The 16,634-nt window shown below is 59.5% G+C and carries 16 protein-coding genes; 6 read left to right on the top strand and 10 right to left on the bottom strand.

Annotated elements, in window-relative coordinates:
• Window position 1 precedes the first annotated feature (1 nt).
• The 3 genes from M5B99_RS07800 to M5B99_RS07790 are packed head-to-tail and all read left to right on the top strand — an operon-like array spanning window position 2 to window position 3,425.
• On the top strand, window positions 2–1,444 hold the full coding sequence (locus M5B99_RS07800) for a CpaF family protein (RefSeq protein ID WP_248803487.1): 1,443 nt from the start codon (window positions 2–4) through the stop codon (window positions 1,442–1,444).
• The gene (locus M5B99_RS07795) at window positions 1,441–2,427 is read left to right on the top strand and encodes a type II secretion system F family protein (RefSeq protein ID WP_248803486.1); all 987 of its coding nucleotides are present in this window, start codon (window positions 1,441–1,443) and stop codon (window positions 2,425–2,427) included. Before M5B99_RS07800 ends, M5B99_RS07795 begins: the two co-directional genes overlap by 4 nt.
• A 29-nt stretch (window positions 2,428–2,456) precedes the next feature.
• Complete coding sequence (locus M5B99_RS07790) at window positions 2,457–3,425, top strand: type II secretion system F family protein (RefSeq protein ID WP_248803485.1); 969 nt, start codon at window positions 2,457–2,459, stop codon at window positions 3,423–3,425.
• A gap of 29 nt (window positions 3,426–3,454) precedes the next feature.
• Here the strand turns inward: M5B99_RS07790 and M5B99_RS07785 are convergent, their stop codons facing one another.
• The 7 genes from M5B99_RS07785 to M5B99_RS07755 all read right to left on the bottom strand — a co-directional run bounded on the left by M5B99_RS07785 (window position 3,455) and on the right by M5B99_RS07755 (window position 12,838).
• On the bottom strand, window positions 3,455–3,721 hold the full coding sequence (locus M5B99_RS07785) for a DUF3613 domain-containing protein (RefSeq protein ID WP_152737065.1): 267 nt from the start codon (window positions 3,719–3,721) through the stop codon (window positions 3,455–3,457).
• Between the two features lie 18 nt (window positions 3,722–3,739).
• A complete protein-coding gene (locus tag M5B99_RS07780; protein ID WP_248803484.1) occupies window positions 3,740–4,450 on the bottom strand; it encodes a tetratricopeptide repeat protein in 711 nt (236 codons plus the stop codon).
• 28 nt (window positions 4,451–4,478) lie between these two features.
• Window positions 4,479–5,720, bottom strand: coding sequence for a type II and III secretion system protein family protein (locus M5B99_RS07775; RefSeq protein WP_248803483.1), 1,242 nt, complete (start codon window positions 5,718–5,720; stop codon window positions 4,479–4,481).
• Window positions 5,721–6,033: 313 nt separating this feature from the next.
• On the bottom strand, window positions 6,034–6,975 hold the full coding sequence (locus M5B99_RS07770; RefSeq protein WP_248803482.1) for a diguanylate cyclase domain-containing protein: 942 nt from the start codon (window positions 6,973–6,975) through the stop codon (window positions 6,034–6,036).
• Between the two features lie 2 nt (window positions 6,976–6,977).
• The gene (locus tag M5B99_RS07765) at window positions 6,978–10,943 is read right to left on the bottom strand and encodes a response regulator (protein ID WP_248803481.1); all 3,966 of its coding nucleotides are present in this window, start codon (window positions 10,941–10,943) and stop codon (window positions 6,978–6,980) included.
• Window positions 10,944–11,137: 194 nt separating this feature from the next.
• Window positions 11,138–12,106 carry an alpha/beta fold hydrolase gene (locus M5B99_RS07760; RefSeq protein ID WP_248803480.1) on the bottom strand — a complete coding sequence of 323 codons (969 nt, stop codon included), beginning with the start codon at window positions 12,104–12,106 and terminating at the stop codon, window positions 11,138–11,140.
• A 96-nt stretch (window positions 12,107–12,202) separates the two neighbouring features.
• On the bottom strand, window positions 12,203–12,838 hold the full coding sequence (locus M5B99_RS07755) for a LysE family translocator (RefSeq protein ID WP_248803479.1): 636 nt from the start codon (window positions 12,836–12,838) through the stop codon (window positions 12,203–12,205).
• A 115-nt stretch (window positions 12,839–12,953) separates the two neighbouring features.
• Here M5B99_RS07755 and M5B99_RS07750 point away from each other — a divergent pair, with 115 nt between their 5' ends.
• The gene (locus tag M5B99_RS07750) at window positions 12,954–13,871 is read left to right on the top strand and encodes a LysR substrate-binding domain-containing protein (protein WP_248803478.1); all 918 of its coding nucleotides are present in this window, start codon (window positions 12,954–12,956) and stop codon (window positions 13,869–13,871) included.
• Between the two features lie 17 nt (window positions 13,872–13,888).
• Here M5B99_RS07750 and M5B99_RS07745 read toward each other — a convergent pair whose 3' ends face one another.
• On the bottom strand, window positions 13,889–14,383 hold the full coding sequence (locus tag M5B99_RS07745) for a DUF1543 domain-containing protein (protein WP_248803477.1): 495 nt from the start codon (window positions 14,381–14,383) through the stop codon (window positions 13,889–13,891).
• Window positions 14,384–14,669: 286 nt separating this feature from the next.
• Here M5B99_RS07745 and M5B99_RS07740 point away from each other — a divergent pair, with 286 nt between their 5' ends.
• Window positions 14,670–15,188, top strand: a complete 519-nt coding sequence (locus tag M5B99_RS07740) for a DUF4142 domain-containing protein (protein ID WP_248803476.1) — start codon at window positions 14,670–14,672, stop codon at window positions 15,186–15,188.
• 231 nt (window positions 15,189–15,419) lie between these two features.
• On the top strand, window positions 15,420–15,704 hold the full coding sequence (locus M5B99_RS07735; RefSeq protein WP_248803475.1) for a DUF1652 domain-containing protein: 285 nt from the start codon (window positions 15,420–15,422) through the stop codon (window positions 15,702–15,704).
• Window positions 15,705–15,764: 60 nt separating this feature from the next.
• Here M5B99_RS07735 and M5B99_RS07730 read toward each other — a convergent pair whose 3' ends face one another.
• Together M5B99_RS07730 and M5B99_RS07725 are read right to left on the bottom strand one after the other, a co-directional pair.
• Entirely contained in the window at window positions 15,765–16,133 is a 369-nt protein-coding gene (locus tag M5B99_RS07730; RefSeq protein WP_248803474.1) for a hypothetical protein, read from the bottom strand.
• Between the two features lie 84 nt (window positions 16,134–16,217).
• Window positions 16,218–16,517, bottom strand: a complete 300-nt coding sequence (locus M5B99_RS07725; RefSeq protein WP_248803473.1) for a DUF6388 family protein — start codon at window positions 16,515–16,517, stop codon at window positions 16,218–16,220.
• Window positions 16,518–16,634: the final 117 nt, after the last annotated feature.

Below are 16,634 nucleotides of genomic sequence, written 5' to 3'. Positions count from 1 at the left end.
CATGATCAGCGACTTTCGTAACCGCTTGCGCAAACAGTCCGGCAAACCCGTCGTATCGTTGGTAGGGCAGCAGGGCGACGACCTGCCGGATCCGGCTGAGGAACTGATGGCGTGGGAGCGTGCAGCACCGGACATTCTTTATGAGACCAAGAGCCAGGTCACCCCGGTGGAGGCCGAGTGGCGGGAAAAGATCTATCAGCAATTGCTTAAAGTCATGGACCTGTCCTTGCTCGACTCGCTCGAACAGGCTGAAGCGACACGGCAGATTCGTGATATTTGCCAGCGTCTGCTGGATGAGCACTCAGCACCGGTGAGTTCGGTCAGCCGCCAGTTGATCATCAAGCAGATCACCGACGAAGTGCTTGGTCTTGGCCCGCTGGAGCCGCTGCTGGCCGATCAAAGCGTGTCCGATATTCTGGTCAATGGCCATGCCTCGGTCTATGTCGAGCGCTTCGGCAAGTTGCAGAGAACCGATGTGCGCTTTCGCGACGATCAGCATTTGCTGAACATTATCGACCGCATCGTTTCCAGCCTGGGGCGGCGTATCGACGAGTCCTCGCCATTGGTGGACGCCCGACTCAAGGATGGTTCGCGGGTCAACGCGATTATCCCGCCGCTGGCCATCGACGGACCGAGCATGTCGATCCGGCGCTTTGCCGTGGACCTGCTCAATACCGACAGCCTGATCCAGGTGGGGACCTTGACCCCGGCCATTGCTTTGCTGCTCAAGGCGATTGTGCGTGGACGCCTGAACGTATTGATCTCCGGTGGTACCGGCAGCGGCAAGACCACCATGCTCAATGTGCTGTCCAGCTTTATTCCGCAAAACGAGCGGATCGTCACCATTGAAGACTCGGCCGAACTGCAACTGCAGCAGCCGCATGTGGTGCGTCTGGAAACCCGTCCTTCGAATGTCGAGGGGCGTGGTGAGGTGAGCCAGCGCGAATTGGTGCGCAACAGTCTGCGGATGCGCCCGGACCGCATTGTGATCGGCGAAGTGCGTGGCGCCGAGGCGCTGGACATGCTGACGGCGATGAACACCGGCCACGACGGCTCGTTGACCACGATCCATGCCAATACCGCGCGCGATGCGCTGGGGCGAATCGAGAACATGGTGTCGATGACCGGTGCGACTTTCCCGATCAAGGCCATGCGTCAGCAGATTGCTTCGGCCATTGATGTGGTGCTCCAGCTGGAGCGTCAGGAGGATGGCAAGCGGCGCCTGGTCAGCGTGCAGGAGATCAACGGCATGGAAGGCGAGATCATCACCATGACCGAAATTTTTTCCTTTGCCCGCAGTGGCATGGGTGAACAGGGCGAAGTGCTCGGTGAGTATCGACCCAGCGGCATGATCCCGGTCTTTCGCGATGTGCTGGCCAAGCGTGGCATCGAGTTGCCGCTCGCCCTGTTCAGGCCTGAATGGATGGAGGGACGGCAGTCATGAACACCATATCGGGTGAATTCATTCTGATCTTTCTCGGCATGGTGTTTATTGCCGTCTTCCTCCTGGCCCAGGGCGTGACGGTGCCGGTGTTCGGGGAGGCGGGCAAGATGCGCAAGCGCATTCGCGGTCGCTTGCACGTGCTGGAGAAAGCCAACAATCTGCCGAATATGCAGACCGTGCTGCGGCAGAAATACCTGACCCGCTTGTCGCCACTGGAGGCCATGCTTGAGCAACTGCCATTCATGGCGAATCTGACACAACTGATCGAGCAGTCCGGACATGACTATCGGGCCTATCGGGTGCTATTGCTCGGGATCGCCCTGGGGGTGGGGGGCGCAGCCCTGGTCTGGTTGCTGGCGTCACCCTGGTGGATGGCGCTGGCGGTTGCCGTGGTGCTGGCCTGGCTGCCGCTGCTGAAAATCTTCCGTGACCGTAACAAACGCTTTGCGGCGTTCGAAGAGGGTTTGCCGGATGCGCTGGATGCCATGTGCCGGGCGCTGCGCGCCGGTCATCCATTCAACGAAACCCTGCGTTTGGTCGCCGAAGAACACAAGGGGCCGGTGGCTCATGAGTTTGGCCTGACCTTCGCCGATATCAACTATGGCAATGATGTACGCCGGGCCATGCTCGGTCTGCTGGAACGTATGCCGAGCATGACGGTGATGATGCTGGTGACGTCGATCCTCATTCATCGCGAGACCGGCGGTAATCTGACCGAGGTGCTGGAGCGTTTGAGTCGCCTGATCCGCGGGCGCTTCCGCTTTCAGCGCAAGGTCAAGACCTTGTCGGCTGAGGGACGAATGTCGGCCTGGGTGCTGGTCTCCATTCCTTTTGTACTGGCAATGGCGATCCTGGTCACGACCCCCAGCTACCTGCCGGTACTGAGCAATGATCCGCTCGGCCATAAGCTGATCATCGGGGCATTCTGCGCAATGTTGGTCGGGATTCTCTGGATCCGCAAAATCATCCGGATTCAGGTTTAAGTGGTTTTCGCTACGCGGAGGTGCGGGTCATGGACTATATACTCGGGTTGTTCAGTCGGCTGACGAGTAATGAGGCGCTGGCACGCCTGTTGTTCGTCAGTGCGATCGGTTTGAGTGCGGTGTTGGCGGTGGTTACCCTGATGCTACTGTTTCTGGGGCTTCAGGATCCGATGCGACGGCGTCTTGCGCTGATCAAACGGGGGCATTTCGGCAGCACGGCGGGACCCGATGCACCAGGTAGTCTGCAACTGTTGCTGGAACGGGTCGGTCAGCACTTTGGTTCAACCGAAGCCGCCCAGGCGTCGGCCACCCAACTGCTGTTGATACACGCGGGATACCGTTCGTCTTCGGCGGTGCAGATGTACTGGGCGGTGCGCTTGCTGTTGCCGCTGATATTGGTCGGTCTTGCGCTGCTGGTGTTACCACTGATTCCCAGGCTTTCCCTGGCCCCGGGCCTGCTGCTGTTGATCCTGATAGCAGGTATTGGCTGGTTGCTGCCTGGACTGTATGTCGGTAAGCGCAAGCAACTGCGACAAGGCCGGCTGCGCGCGGCCTTTCCGGATGCGCTGGATCTGATGGTGGTCTGCGTGGAGTCGGGTCTGGCCTTGCCGACGACCATTGAGCGGGTGGCTGAAGAGATGTCGGTCAGTCAGGTCGAGCTGGCCGAGGAACTGGCTCTGGTCAATGCGCAAATCCGTGCCGGCATCAGCAGTACCGAAGCGCTGAAGCAACTGGCCGTGCGCACCGGGCTGGAAGATGTGCAAGGCTTGGTCAGTCTGTTGGGGCAGAGCATCCGCTTCGGCACCAGCGTGGCCGATACCCTGCGCATCTATGCCGATGAGTTCCGCGACAGGCGTACGCAGGCGGCCGAAGAAATGGGCGCGAAAATCGGTACCAAGCTGATCTTCCCGCTGATTTTCTGTCTATGGCCGAGTTTTTTCCTGATCGCGATCGGCCCGGCCATGATCGGGGTGCTCAACGCTTTCGGGACTCCGTGAGGTAAGCAGCACTCAGCCACCGAGGTGGTTCATTTGCTGCTCATGTTTCCCGATGCCTTTTGATCAAAATGCTCGGGAATCGGATAGGTGAAGCTATTCAGCCAGCGCTGCATGGCCAGATCACGTTCGGTGGCCGAAACGCTTTGCAGTCGGGGTGAGGCCACCACGCCGCGAATCTGTAGTTGCATCCACTGTTCAGTGCCTTGTTGCGGCGCTGAAGAGGGCCCCGGCTCAATAGCCCAGGCGGTCGTGGACAGGCAAGCCATGCACACTATCAACAGCCTCTTGGTATTCATCTCGATTCCTCGTGTTTTCTACTTGATCGCACTGGTTGAGGTATCCACTACCTCGGCCGTGCGACTGCCCTGCGAAGCCAGCGCTTTCTTGCCTGGGGTTTTGAGCCTCGCCGCGCGAGCTTGGGCGTCGGTGACCTGCTTGGGGCTCAGGTTGGTGCGGTTCGCCAGTTCGGCTGCCTGCTTCCAGTTATCCTGATAGATCAGCAGTGTCACCATATTCAGCGCCGCCAGTGAATCGGACTGCTTGAGCTCCATGGCGGTCAGAAACTCGAAACGTGCTTCATTGATCCGTTGCTGATTGAGGTAGACGACCCCCAGGTCATTGCGGATTTTTTCGTCGGTGGGCGCCATCTTCTTCGCCCGCTCAAGGTGCTCCATGGCGGCCGCGTTATCGTTCCTGGCCGCAGCCAATTGGCCCAGGCCATGCTCGCCTTCAGCGGCCAGGCAAGTGCCGAGCAGGCCCTGATACAAGGGTTCGGCGTCGTTACGCCCGAGCAGGCGCAGTATCCGCGCCTTGCGCAGGCGAACCTGAACCAGGTTGTCGGGCAGCCCTTCCAGGTTCGCCAGGCTGGCATACAAACGACCATCGTTGGTCATGTCGTCGGCCAGGTTCAGGCTCAACTGCTGATCCGAACTGGGACTGGCGCAGCTGCTTGGTCGCGAGGACAGGCCATTGCTGGCACAACCTGCGAGCATCACTGTCGCCGCTATGGCTATAAGCGCTTTCATTGAGTGTCCTCTGGGTTCAGGCTCGGACTTATTGCGATAGGCCCATGCGATTGTCGAAGTCGCCACCATCGAGGAAGTACATACGGTAGAAGTTCGGGTCGTAGTTGCGTAGCTGCTCGCCAGGCAACGACGGTAGTTGTGCGTTGGCTGCCAATGGCTGAACCAGGTGCGGGGTGACGATCATCAGCAGTTCGCGCTCTTCACGGTTGATGGTGTTATTGCGAAAGAACGCGCCGAGAATCGGGATATCACCCAACCCCGGAAACTTGTTCACCTGGGAGCTGTTGTTGGTGCTGATCAGGCCGCTGATGACGAAGCTTTCGCCATCGGCCAGGGAAATGCTGGTGTCGGTACGCCGTACGGTCAGCGCCGGGACAATGGTGCCGGCGATCTGTACGGCGTTGGTGAAGTCCAGCTCGCTCACCTCGGGTGCCACCTTCAGGGCAATCCGATTTTTGCCGATGATGGTTGGGGTCAGGGTCAGGCGCACGCCGAACTCCTTGTACTCGATGGAGATGTTGTTGCTGCTTGAACTGGGCACCGGAATCGGCACCTCACCACCGGCCAGGAAGCTCGCACTCTGGCCGCTGAGGGCCACCAGGCTTGGCCGTGCCAGGGTGTAGGCAAAGCCACTGCCTTCCAGGGCATTGATCATCCCCAGTACGTTGCCGCCGCCAAAGCCGATATTGAAAGTGCCGTTATTCAACGGGATGTTGGGCGCCAGACTCCCAATGCGGCCGGGGGTCACCGTCACTCCGGGCACAGTGCCCGGCGAGCCGAACAGAAAATTGCCGCTTTTGCCGAAGATCGACGTGCTGGCCTCTTTCAATTTGGAACGACTGACTTCGACGAAGCGAATATCGGTTTGCACCTGGCTCGGCAGCAGCGGGTCTTCGGAAGGCATCGTCGACAGGCTGGTCAGTGCCGCAGTGGCTTTGCCCTTGACGAACACCATGCTTTGACGCGGTGTCGGCGAACAGCTGGTCCAGACCATCAGGCTGGTGGTGCCCGGAGTGATGCCGGTGAGGATAAAGGCACTACCGCCGCTGGCTTGTACGTCGGCAATTTTCGGGTCGCCCACTGCCAGTTGGGTAATCGCGACCGGCATGCGCAGTTCATCCTGAAGTCCCTGGCCGACCTCGAACGCGCTGGGCAAACTGGCCAATTGCGAACAGTTGTCCGCGGCGGCATGAGCTGCGTCCATACCAAGGACCAGCAACAACAGACTATGAGTAATTGTGTTGCGAACGGGCAGAGTACGATCGTTCATAGGTACATCCTCGCCGAACAGGCCGTCTGTGGGTTGACCTGGTTTGCTCCAGGCCAGCCCAACCACCAATGGTTTGCGCAATATCCTCGATACCGCGCACGACCAGACGTCAGACGCTGGTCTGACTGCTCCGCTATCTGATCGCTGAACAATGCGTGGGTAATTCAAGCCGGTATGGCTTGTTCTTTGTTTGACGGTAGTTCAATCAAGGCAAAGCGCCATGCTCTACCAGAAAACTTTCAGTGCAAATGTGCGGACGAGTCGGCAAGCGGATGGTCGAAGTGGTGTTCGGCGATGGCTCGTCGATTGGCCATTACTCTTCGCGGGTTGCGCAAACCCGCGCCCGCCCGCCACGCTTCGCCTCATAGAGCTGCACATCCGCCGCCGTCAACAACACCTCAGGAGTGCTGCTGAGGGTGGGTAGCAGCGTCGCCACGCCCGCGGAGGAGGTGACCACGTGATCAACGTCCGAGCCTCGATGCTCGATATCCAGCGCCCGGATACGCCCCAGCATGGCCTCGGCTATCCTGACCGCGTCTTCACGTTTCGTTTTTGGCAAAATGCAGGCGAACTCTTCTCCGCCATACCTTGCCACTTTGTCATGTGGACGTCTGAGGGACTCGGCAATCGTTTTGGCGACCAACTTCAGGCAACTGTCGCCACTCTGATGGCCATAGCGGTCGTTGTAATGTTTGAAGTAATCGATATCCAGCAGGATAAGCGAGATGGGCGTCTTGTCGCGCAGGCATTGACGCCAATTGGTGAGCAGGTCGTCATCGAACTTGCGTCGATTGCCCACGCCGGTCAAACCATCCAGGAAGGCACTCGCACGCAACAAGTCGCCCTGCAACTTCAAGGTCAGGTGCGTTCGGACCCGGGCGCGGACGATAACCGAGTTGATGGGTTTTACAATAAAGTCGACCGCCCCTAGTCCTAGTGCAATGACCTCATCCGCGGCCTGGTTCTGCGCGGTGATGAAGATGATCGGTATCGTGCTCGTCAATGGATCGGCCTTCAGTCGACGGCACACCTCGTGACCATCGATATCCTCCATCACGACGTCGAGCAGAATCAGATCCGGCAACTCGGCCTGGCATAGCTGGAGCGCCTGCTCGCCGTTGCTCGCCATAAAGATGTCGCACTGCGCGGAAAACAGCTCGTACAGCACCCGGATATTAGAGGGCTGATCGTCCGCAATCAGAATCTTGGGGCGTCGGTTTGCATGAAGCAGCCAATCTTCGAGAATTCGCTCCATGGTCAGGCTTGCTCCAGCATTTCATAGGCACTCTGTGCCGCCGCTGTAAAATCCAACGCTCTGACCTGTTTGATAAACGGATTGAATCGGGCCAGTCGTTCCGCTGGCGTTTGGCTCAGCAGTGCTTCAGCTGCCGCAATGGCTTGCAGGTTCGAAGCATTCAGCAGCGCTAATATCTCGTTTAAATGTGCCCGCCATTCAGTCAAAGGCAACGCCTCTCCAGCCGGTTCAATCGGCCCCACGGGCTCGGCGAACGCTGTCGTCAATTGCTCAAGGCTGGCCTTTATCAATTGCCGCAGCTCAGCGCTGCACCCATTGACCAGAGGATCGGCGGTTGCCGATGCGGCGCCACCTTTGAGCATCTGTTCAAGCTGGCCGGCTCTTCTTGAAAGCGCGAGGGCACCCATGGTGCCGGCGCTGCCCTTGATGGCATGCAAGACGCTGGCGGCGCCCATCCGGTTTTTTTGCGCTATTTGTTCGTCCAGGTTCGCGAGTTGCTTTTCCATCTCGGCACCAAAGATCTTCAGGACACTGCGTATCAGGTTCAGGTTTCCATCCAGACGCTTGACGATCGATGCATGGGATTCAATGAGTTCATCCTGTTCCGTGAGCTGATAATCCACGGCTGGCGCGGCGACCGGTGCCGGCGGCTCTTTTCCATCGAGTTGCGCTCGCAGCACCGAAACCAGATGTTCGATATCGATCGGTTTGCCGACATGCCCGTTCATACCCGCCTGCAAGCAGGCTTGCCGATCGGAAGAGGACGCATTGGCGGTAATCGCAATGATGGGCAGCGTGGTAAAGCGAGGATTGGCTCGAATTCTCCGGGTCGCTTCGTAGCCATCGATGTCAGGCATCTGTACATCCATCAGCACGGCATCGAAGGACTTGTTCCCCGCTATCACGCAGTTGACCCCCTCAAAACCGCCTTCAGCCAGTTGCACGCAGGCCCCCTCCGACTTCAGCAGTTCCTCGATGACCTGACGGTTCAAGGCATTGTCTTCCACCACCAGGAAGTTGAGACCCGCGAGGCGCCTTGAAGGCTTGTGTTCGAACGCTGGAGTCTCGGTCGGCGTGTCGACGCCTCGCAATGCCCGTAAAATGACCTCGGTCAGCTGTCGGGGCGTCACGGGCTTGGTAATGAAGCCGGCGAAAGGCGCATCGCCTTGATCATGGCTCTCGGCGAGCACTTCGCGGCCGTAGGCGGTGATCATGACGACCACCGGCGGCGGTACCCGTCCTTTCAGTTCGCGAATCAACTTGGCCGCGCTCATGCCATTCAAATCCGGCATGCGCCAATCCATCAGGACCACGTCATAGCGCTCTCCTTGATGGAGGGCCTCACTTATCCTGCTCACGGCGTCGAGACCCGAGGATACGAGATCGGCCTGCCAGCCCAGGGCGGCCACCGTGCGCATCAGCAACTCGGCGGCAATCGGGTTGTCGTCGACCACCAGCACCCGCATCGAATGGTCGGCGGGCAGGGGGATGGTTCTTGTGGTTGTGCCTGTGTCCACCTTCAGCCAGACATCGAACCAGAATCGGCTCCCCACATCCGGACGGCTTTGTACCAGCAGGTCGCCACCCATCAGTTTGACCAGGCGCTTACAGATGACCAAACCGAGACCCGAGCCGCCGAAGCGACGTGAGGTAGAGGCTTCGGCCTGATTGAAGCCTTCAAAGATATGCTCTATCTGCCCGGCGCTCATGCCGATGCCGCTGTCCGTCACGGCAATTCGAACCTGGACCGCCGAATCCCTGCGCTCCAGCAGCTCAAGACTGACGATGACCTGTCCTTTCAAGGTGAACTTGAGGGCGTTGCCGGCGAGATTGATCAAGATCTGCTGCAAGCGCAGGCTGTCGCCAATCAGACCGCCGGGGAGGGCCTGATCGATATCGAACAGCACCTCGATATCCTTCTGGCCCTGGTTGCCGGCCAATACGACGCCCAGGTCCTGCATCAAGGGTTCGAAGTCGAATGGATGCGGATCCAGCTGGAGCTTACCTGCCTCGATCTTCGAATAGTCGAGAATGTCATTGAGCAGGCCGAGCAACGACTGGGCCGCGGACTGGGCCTTGCTCACATAGTCACGCTGACGCAAGTTCAGGGGCGTGAACTGCACCAGATGCAGCATCCCCAATACGGCGTTCATGGGCGTGCGGATTTCATGGCTCATGTTCGCCAGGAATGAAGACTTGGCGGCACTCGCCGCGTCGGCCTGCTCCTTGGCATGGCGCAGGCTCACTTCCATCTCATGCTGGGCCGTCACGTCATGATTGATCCCGGTCATGAGGACCGGTGTACCCTTGGCGTCGCGCTCGACACGGACGCGCGTTTCCAAGTGACGCACGCGTCCGTCGGGCAGTACGATCCGGAACGATGGCAGGCGCTGTTCGCGATCATCGATCACCGCGTTGAGCGCGGCGATGACGATATCCCGGTCATCCGGGTGAAACCGCGAGCGCCAGTGCTCGAAGTTCAGAGCATGTTCGAGCAACGTCTGCGAGTAGCCATAGATCTCGAACATGCGATCATTCCAATGCAAGGTATTGTTGCAAAGGTTCCACGACCAGATGCCGAGCTCGGCGATATCGGCAGCCAACAGCAGGTGGTCACGGGTCGCGGCGAGATCGCTGCGGTCTTTCTTCTGTTCGGTGATATTGGTCATGACACAAACGAAGCAGCGTTCGTCGGTGCCTTTCATGGCGCTGGTGGAGGCGTAGAGGGGAAAGGTCGATCCATTCTTGCGCAAGCCCAGCAATTCCACGCTGCTGCCGCTTTCGATGAAGCCCTGCTGCGAGAACGCGGCGGTGTATTCGTTGTACGCGGCGAGGTGAGACTCCGGGACAAGCGTCCTGATATTGCGCCCGAGTATTTCCTCCAGGTCGTAGCCGAACTCCCGTTGGCCGGCAGGGTTGAGCGATCGCACCTTGCCAGCGCCATCGACCGTGATAATCGGGTTGGCCGCGGTCTCCAGGATCGCCCGTGTGGTTTCCAGGCTCGCGGCCAGCTCTTTTTCCGTTTTGCTTTGCAGATTCACCTGGCGAATCAGACGCAGACCGAAAATCACCAGCACGCAGACCAGCAAACCCACACCCGCGGCATGCCACAGCGTATCCGACCACCAGGCGGCGAGGTTTTCATCCTTCGAGAGTGCCGCGGCGACGAACAGCGGATAGTCATGCAGGCTGCGGTAGCTATTCAGGCGGACAACGCCATCCTGAGCCGAAGCAATGGAAAAGATACCGCTCTCCGGTTGTCGTTTGTGCTCCTGGAAAAGTCGGGTGCTGGTCATGTCCGCACCGATCAGGCGCTCTTCGAATGGACGCCGGACGGCCATGGCGCCTGAGTCAAACTCCAGGGCAACGGCGCCTTCTTGCCCGATCTCGAGGCGATTATAAAACTGCGAGAAAAAATCAATATCGATCGTGGCGCTGGCGACCCCGGCGAAACTGCCGTCTGGATTGTCAATGCGCCGTGACACGGGAATCGTCCATTTTCCAGTAGAGCGACTGCGTAGCGGAGAGGCTATATGCACGCTTAGATCAGGATGAGTTTGATGAAAGATGAAGTATTCACGATCGGCGTTGCTATAACTGCGCAATGGCCCCGGTGATGAACTGGCGATCAATTCGCCGTTGCGGTCGAACAGATAGAGGCCATCGAGTTGCGGGAGCTCGCTGAGCCGCGCGCTGAAGAGTTGGTGCAAGCGCTCCAGTACCGGCGGGGCGGTGCCGTCATGTCGGACGCGCTCGACAATTCCGCTCAGTACGAGGTCGGCTTCCTTGATGGTGTCGTCGGCGTGTTGAGCCATCGCGCGGGCAAGATTGGCGGTGGCGGTTGTCACCTCGCCCAGTTGCACCGAACGCGCGGTAAAACTGCGCCAGATATCGGAGCCGACCAGTACTGCGCACATGATGAAAATGAACAGCGTCATTCTGGATGTGAGCGAGAATCGATGGGTCACGGTTGCATTCCCGAGCGCTGGATCAGCCATTGATAAGGCAGTCTGGATTAAACCTGGTGGTGCGGCAACTTGTCCTTCGGAAGAAATGATGCCCATCCGAACGACGCTTTCCCAAGCCTAGACAGGCTGTTACCGAATGTATTGTCGTGCTGCAAAAGAATTCCGAACGCGGCGGCAGAAAAACCCCCGTCGCCTCAGGTCGCGGTCCCGGCACCCTCGGCATAAACCCGGCCAAGAAAGCCGAGCATCGCCGCATTCACGGCCTCGGCTTTCTCGCTCTGTATCCAGTGCCCGCAATCCTCGATCAGCTGTTGTTCGAGTTGCGGCACCAGCCCCGGCATACGTTTGATGGTGTGGGCTTCCAGTACACCCACCGGGTCGCGATCACCGATCAGGAACAACGTCGGTTGCCGGACCTGCGCGCCAGCCAGGAACTCCGTGCGCTGCCAGTTGCGTTCAAAGTTGCGATACCAGTTCAGCGCGCCGCGAAAGCCCTGGCCGGTAAAGGTCTGCAGGTAGACCTGGTAATCCTCGGGTGCACACCAGTCGGGTAACTCCGTGGCCACTTCCACAGCGTCAAACAAGCGTGCATCGACCGCCTTGGTTTGCAGGAGGAATTCGGTGTCGCCCATGAATGCCCGCAGGCTCCGGTCGATATCCGCGTCGAGTTCCTGTTCGGCGACCCCGGGTTCCTGGAAATAGAGGATGTAGTTGAAGCGATCGGCATAGTGTTCGCGCATCAGCTCGGTCGCCGGGCGCCTTGGGCGTCCGCCAAAGGGCACCGACAGGGTGACCAGCGCCTTGACCCGTTGCGGCTCCAGTAACGCCAGGTGCCAGGCCACCGGCGCGCCCCAGTCGTGGCCGACGATGCAGGCTTGCGTGTGCCCGAATACATCCATGGCCCCCTGGATATCGGCGCAGAGTGTCAGCAGCTCATAAGCGGCCACGTCGGCTGGAGCACTGCTGCGCCCATAACCGCGCATCTGCGGGACAAACACCCGATAACCGGCCTGTACCAGCGCCGGTACCTGGTTACGCCAGGAATGCCAGCATTCCGGGAAACCGTGGAGCAGCCACACCGGCCGGCCGTCGAGCGGGCCGGCCACATGCACACTCAGTTCGATCCCATTGACCGACAAGATCCGTTGTTCGAATTCGTTCATCCGCCGTACTCCCTGACCCAGGTAACAGACCCTAGCAGAACGGCGGCGCGTCGCTAATCATCATTCATTGACCGAATCATGACTAAAACACGCGCTTCAATTCAGGCTGGCGAGCAGGGCCCTGGCGGCGTACAACACCCCGAATAGCGCCATGAGCAGCAGCAGGATGCCGGAAGCGAAGGTGATCTTTGCCTTGTGCCGGATTGCAAAAGCCTGGCGGGCGAGCAGGATGTAGAAGGTCATGGCCGCCAGGTCGATCACCGCCCAGAGCAGCGCAAGCAACGCCACGCTATGGCCGAAGGATGGCGTGACCTGGATGAACTGAGGGAAGAACGAGACGAAAAAGATGATCTCCTTGGGGTTGGAAATACCCACCAGGAATCCGTTGACGAACCCGGTGCCTCGTTCGCTCCTGATGGTTTGTACGCTGTCGTCGACGGCTGTCGAGAGGGCTTCCTGGAGACTTTTTACCCCCAGGTAACCGATAAACAGGCAGCCGCTCAGGCTGACGACATTGATCAGTTGCAGATTCAGCGAAAGACCTCCGCCAAGGATCAGCGCCGCCAGCAGCGCCAGTACCAGCGACGCGCCATTGGTGCCGAGCATCGTCAGCAGCGCCCGGCCGCTGCCCGCGCCCAGGCTGGTGTTGACCAACAGCGCGACCACCGGGCCGGGTGTCACGATCAGCAGGGAAATGCTCAGCAGGTAAAGCAGCAGCAACGAGACGTTCATGGTGGGGCGCCTGCACGGGAGAATCGAGTCCGCCAAGCCTGAGGGCGCGCGAGGTGTTTGAAAAATGGATAAATCTGTGCCTCACTATGATTATTAATCATAGTGAGGCTCGACCATGGCCGAACGTATCCCACCGCTCTATGCTCTGCGTGCCTTCGAGGTGGCGGCCCGCTCCTCTTCGTTTACCCGCGCCGCCGAGGAGTTGTCGCTGACCCAGAGCGCCATCAGTCGACATATTCGCAACCTGGAGGCGCTGTTTGGCTGTCACCTGTTCGAGCGCAACGGCCCGAAACTGCAATTGACCGAGGCCGGACAACGCTTGGCCCATGGCTTGAAAACCGGGTTCAAGGTGATTGAGGAGGCCTGTCTGCCTTTTCGCGCCACTGCCGAGCAACTCCGGCTGAAGGCGCCCTCCAGTCTGACCATGCGCTGGCTGTTGCAGTCGCTGGAAAATCTCAAGCAGGTCAACCCCGACTTGCCGGTACAGTTGTCCAGTGTGTGGATGGACATCGACACCGTGGACCTCCACACCGAACCCTACGACTGTGCGATTCTGCTGGGCGACGGACGCTTTGGTGCCCAGGTCGAGTGTTGCAAGCTGTTCGATGAGTGGCTGATTCCGATCTGTTCGAGCCAGCTTCTGGGGACGGCGCCGTGGAGTCTCGATACCCTGGAGCAGCACGAACTGATCCACTCGTCCACGGACCGGCGCGACTGGCGGCGCTGGCTGGCGGGCATGGGATGGGAAGGGCAGGCGAAGGTGGAGCGCGGCAAGCTGTTCAGTACCCTGGACCAGGGGATCTCGGCCGCCATGCGCGGACATGGTGTTTCGATCGGTGACCTGTACCTGATCCTCGAGGATGTCCGTGGCGGTTTGCTCGGGCTGCCATTCAAGACCGCCGTCGGCTCGGGAGAGGCTTACTACCTGGTCTGGCTGAAAAGCAGCCTGCGCAAGGAACGCATCCTGGCCTTTCGCGATTTCCTGTTGAGCGACGTGCCTGAAATGGATTTGCCGGGCATCGAGTTTCGTTGATCGGTGTCAGGTCGCGCTCAGGGCAGGACGATATAGTCATTGCCCTGCACGATGCCGCGATGCGGCCCCTGCACCAGTTCGATATAACGTCCGCCGACCTGGTCGATGGGCAGGCAGTCGTCGATATCCAGCAGGGCATCGGTGTGCGCCTGGTCCCAGCCTGCCAGCATCCGGCGCTTGCCCAGATGCTTGGCCTCGGCCTTGTCGCGGGCCACCAGCAGCAGGTAATGGTGCGCTTCGCCGAAGGTCCGGGCTTCGTAGCCGCCCAGGTTGATGAAATACAGGCGCGGTGAGCCGGGGGCGGGCGCCAGGTTACTCAGTTCGACTTTCCAACCGTCGATGCCGTCGACCTGCATCCAGGCATCGATGTGCAGGCCGGCCGGGCTGCCGAACCACTCCTGGCGCAGTTGCGGGTAGGTGGCTTCGAGGCTGTCGGCCAGCACAAAGGCCACATCGTGCACTTCTATTTTTGCCCGCGGATGTTTTCCGCCGAGCATGACCACCCAAAGCATGCCTGTTCCTTTCTGTCAGTCGTCGGTCAAACATGAATTTTTTTTCACGAAACGCTCTGCAAGCAGCGTCTATAGTGTTTGCGCTCGTTCAAAAGCTTCCCTTGCCCGCCCTCCCGCGGGCTTTTTTTTGCCTGGGAATTGAGCCGCTCATGGCCGCGCAATCCGGCAGGATACCTGCTGTGCCGATCACCGTTCGTCAGTCCCGTGATTTTTTTCTAAACCTTGCCCGCTCAATTATTTCCAATCCTTCAGCCCACCTGTTTTCTTAAAGTGCTGGAGAAAGCCCATGAGCCGAAAGGCCCCCCTGTTACGTCTCACCTCGCTTGTCCTGCTGCTGGGCGCGAGCCTCGCGGGGCCGGTCAGTGCCGGTACCCCCGCGGAGTTTATCGATACGGCCTCGGCATCCGGGATTGCCGAGATCGAGACCAGCCGCCTGGCGATCCAGAAAACCACATCCACGGACATCAACAGCTTTGCCGTGGAAATGATCAAGGACCACACCGATGCCAATCGCGACCTGAAGGCCATCGCCGCCCATCATGACCTGCCCATGGCCCCGGAGGCGGAAATCCTCGACCGGGCGCGCAAGCTGATGCTGCAGGTGCAGGAAGGCGAATCCTTCGATATCGCCTATGTGGCCAATCAGATCAAAGCCCATGAGGACGCGATCCAGCTGTTCAAGGATGAGGCCGAACATTCCGCGTCCCCGGAATTGAAGGCGTTTGCCATACAAACCTTGCCCAAGTTGCAGATGCACCTGGACATGGCCAGGAAGCTGGAGATGAGTCATCACAAGGGCAATTGAGCGAGTGCCGGGGGGCATCGGAATACTGGAGATGATGGCGTCGGTGTAAGCAATTGCGTACGCAAGTAAAAGCGATCGGTGATGGCGACTAAGTGGCGTCAAATGGCTACGATGGTCGCCAGGGCCTCTATCGAAGGCCCGTGCCAGAAGCGCTGGACTTCTGGCGTTGACAAGGACGCACGGATTGCCTTGCGCGGTTACCTTTCCATCACTCTATAGGGACGTATTGATGTGATTTCCATTCTTGAACTGCGCAACATCATTGAACTCGGTTTTTTACCCCTTCGCTGCCAATGTACGGTGAGCCATGACAGCTCACTGACGGTGAAGGTCTTCGACTCGGAAACGGGGAGGGTGGACTTGCTGGTGACCGGGATTTCCACGGTCAGCTTGACCAGCGCCAGGGCTATTTCCAACCTGGTGGGCGAATTGCGCACCGAGTTGGTGGCCAATCAACGGGGGTTCTTCATTGGCGGGGGACAATTGGCGGGGCAAATGCCCGCCAAACTTCTCTAGGCGTCCGTCAGGGCGTACAGGCTCGAAACAGGCGTTCAGCCGGCCTTTTCCCGGGGCAGATCATTGCTGCTCGGTACCACTACCCGGAAGGTTTTTCTTGGCACCGGAGTCACCGGAGTCACCGGAGCCCCCGGGGTTGCTGCGGGCTTCATTGCCGACGGGGCCATTGCCATCGGTGTTCACACCGCCTTGGCGTCCCGGGTCATTGCCCTGGGTCCGAGGGTCGATGCCGCTGTCGGTGCCGGGCGGCATGGCGCCGTTGTTGATCAGCGGATTATTGCCTGCATTGATACCGCCCGGTGCCAGGGGCGGTTGCCGGCTCTCGAGCGGATCGGTCGGCCCGGTGCTGGTCCGGGCGGCGAAGCTTGTCAGGGACAGAGAGGACAGCAGCGCGGCCAGGGCCAGCTTGGCAATGGGGGACGGATTCATGGTGAGTATCCTTGTCGATAAAGAGTCCTTACCTGGTATTGGTCCCCAGCCGCCGGGCCAAGTGCCGTTGGCGCGACGAACGGCTCAGTCTTCGCTGATTTCATTGAACGAGCGGTACTCGTCCCAGTCCATGCCCAGGGCCTCGGCTACTTCGCGGTGGACTTCCAGGCGCATGGCCTTGAGTTCCTCGGGCGTTTCGGCCACCAGTTGCAGGGTCAGTTCCCAGGCTTCGATCCCCTGGTTTTCGGCTTCATCCTCGAAAGCCCACTGGAACTGTTGCTGTTGCTCTTTCGGGCTCAGGTCGCGGGTTTCTTCGCGCAGGTGCGGGTGGGCGTCGAGGAACTTGGCGAGGGCGACCTCGTTTCGGGATTCTTTGGCAATCATGCTGGCATCTCTGTTGGATGGCCGGGCGGCAGCCGTCGGCGGGCCCGCGGGCCTGGAAAATACAGCGGCCATGCTAGCGACTTCACTCTCGTATGGAAAGAATCGCCCGGCTCTGCG

Origin of the sequence: Pseudomonas sp. MWU13-2100, from assembly GCF_023242365.1 — a bacterium.
Taxonomy (GTDB): Bacteria; Pseudomonadota; Gammaproteobacteria; order Pseudomonadales; family Pseudomonadaceae; genus Aquipseudomonas.
Note: the sequence above shows the minus strand (reverse complement) of the source record. Positions and strands in the feature narration are given on the sequence as shown.

Bases quoted from the DNA above. Each gene is read 5' to 3' on its own strand.
- M5B99_RS07775 (WP_248803483.1), bottom strand. From the start codon at position 5,720: ATGAACGATCGTACTCTGCCCGTTCGCAACACAATTACTCATAGTCTG.
- M5B99_RS07760 (WP_248803480.1), bottom strand. From the start codon at position 12,106: ATGAACGAATTCGAACAACGGATCTTGTCGGTCAATGGGATCGAACTG.
- M5B99_RS07780 (WP_248803484.1), bottom strand. From the start codon at position 4,450: ATGAAAGCGCTTATAGCCATAGCGGCGACAGTGATGCTCGCAGGTTGT.
- M5B99_RS07740 (WP_248803476.1), top strand. From the start codon at position 14,670: ATGAGCCGAAAGGCCCCCCTGTTACGTCTCACCTCGCTTGTCCTGCTG.
- M5B99_RS07795 (WP_248803486.1), top strand. From the start codon at position 1,441: ATGAACACCATATCGGGTGAATTCATTCTGATCTTTCTCGGCATGGTG.
- M5B99_RS07755 (WP_248803479.1), bottom strand. From the start codon at position 12,838: ATGAACGTCTCGTTGCTGCTGCTTTACCTGCTGAGCATTTCCCTGCTG.
- M5B99_RS07730 (WP_248803474.1), bottom strand. From the start codon at position 16,133: ATGAATCCGTCCCCCATTGCCAAGCTGGCCCTGGCCGCGCTGCTGTCC.
- M5B99_RS07800 (WP_248803487.1), top strand. From the start codon at position 2: ATGATCAGCGACTTTCGTAACCGCTTGCGCAAACAGTCCGGCAAACCC.
- M5B99_RS07770 (WP_248803482.1), bottom strand. From the start codon at position 6,975: ATGGAGCGAATTCTCGAAGATTGGCTGCTTCATGCAAACCGACGCCCC.
- M5B99_RS07725 (WP_248803473.1), bottom strand. From the start codon at position 16,517: ATGATTGCCAAAGAATCCCGAAACGAGGTCGCCCTCGCCAAGTTCCTC.
- M5B99_RS07750 (WP_248803478.1), top strand. From the start codon at position 12,954: ATGGCCGAACGTATCCCACCGCTCTATGCTCTGCGTGCCTTCGAGGTG.
- M5B99_RS07790 (WP_248803485.1), top strand. From the start codon at position 2,457: ATGGACTATATACTCGGGTTGTTCAGTCGGCTGACGAGTAATGAGGCG.
- M5B99_RS07745 (WP_248803477.1), bottom strand. From the start codon at position 14,383: ATGCTTTGGGTGGTCATGCTCGGCGGAAAACATCCGCGGGCAAAAATA.
- M5B99_RS07785 (WP_152737065.1), bottom strand. From the start codon at position 3,721: ATGAATACCAAGAGGCTGTTGATAGTGTGCATGGCTTGCCTGTCCACG.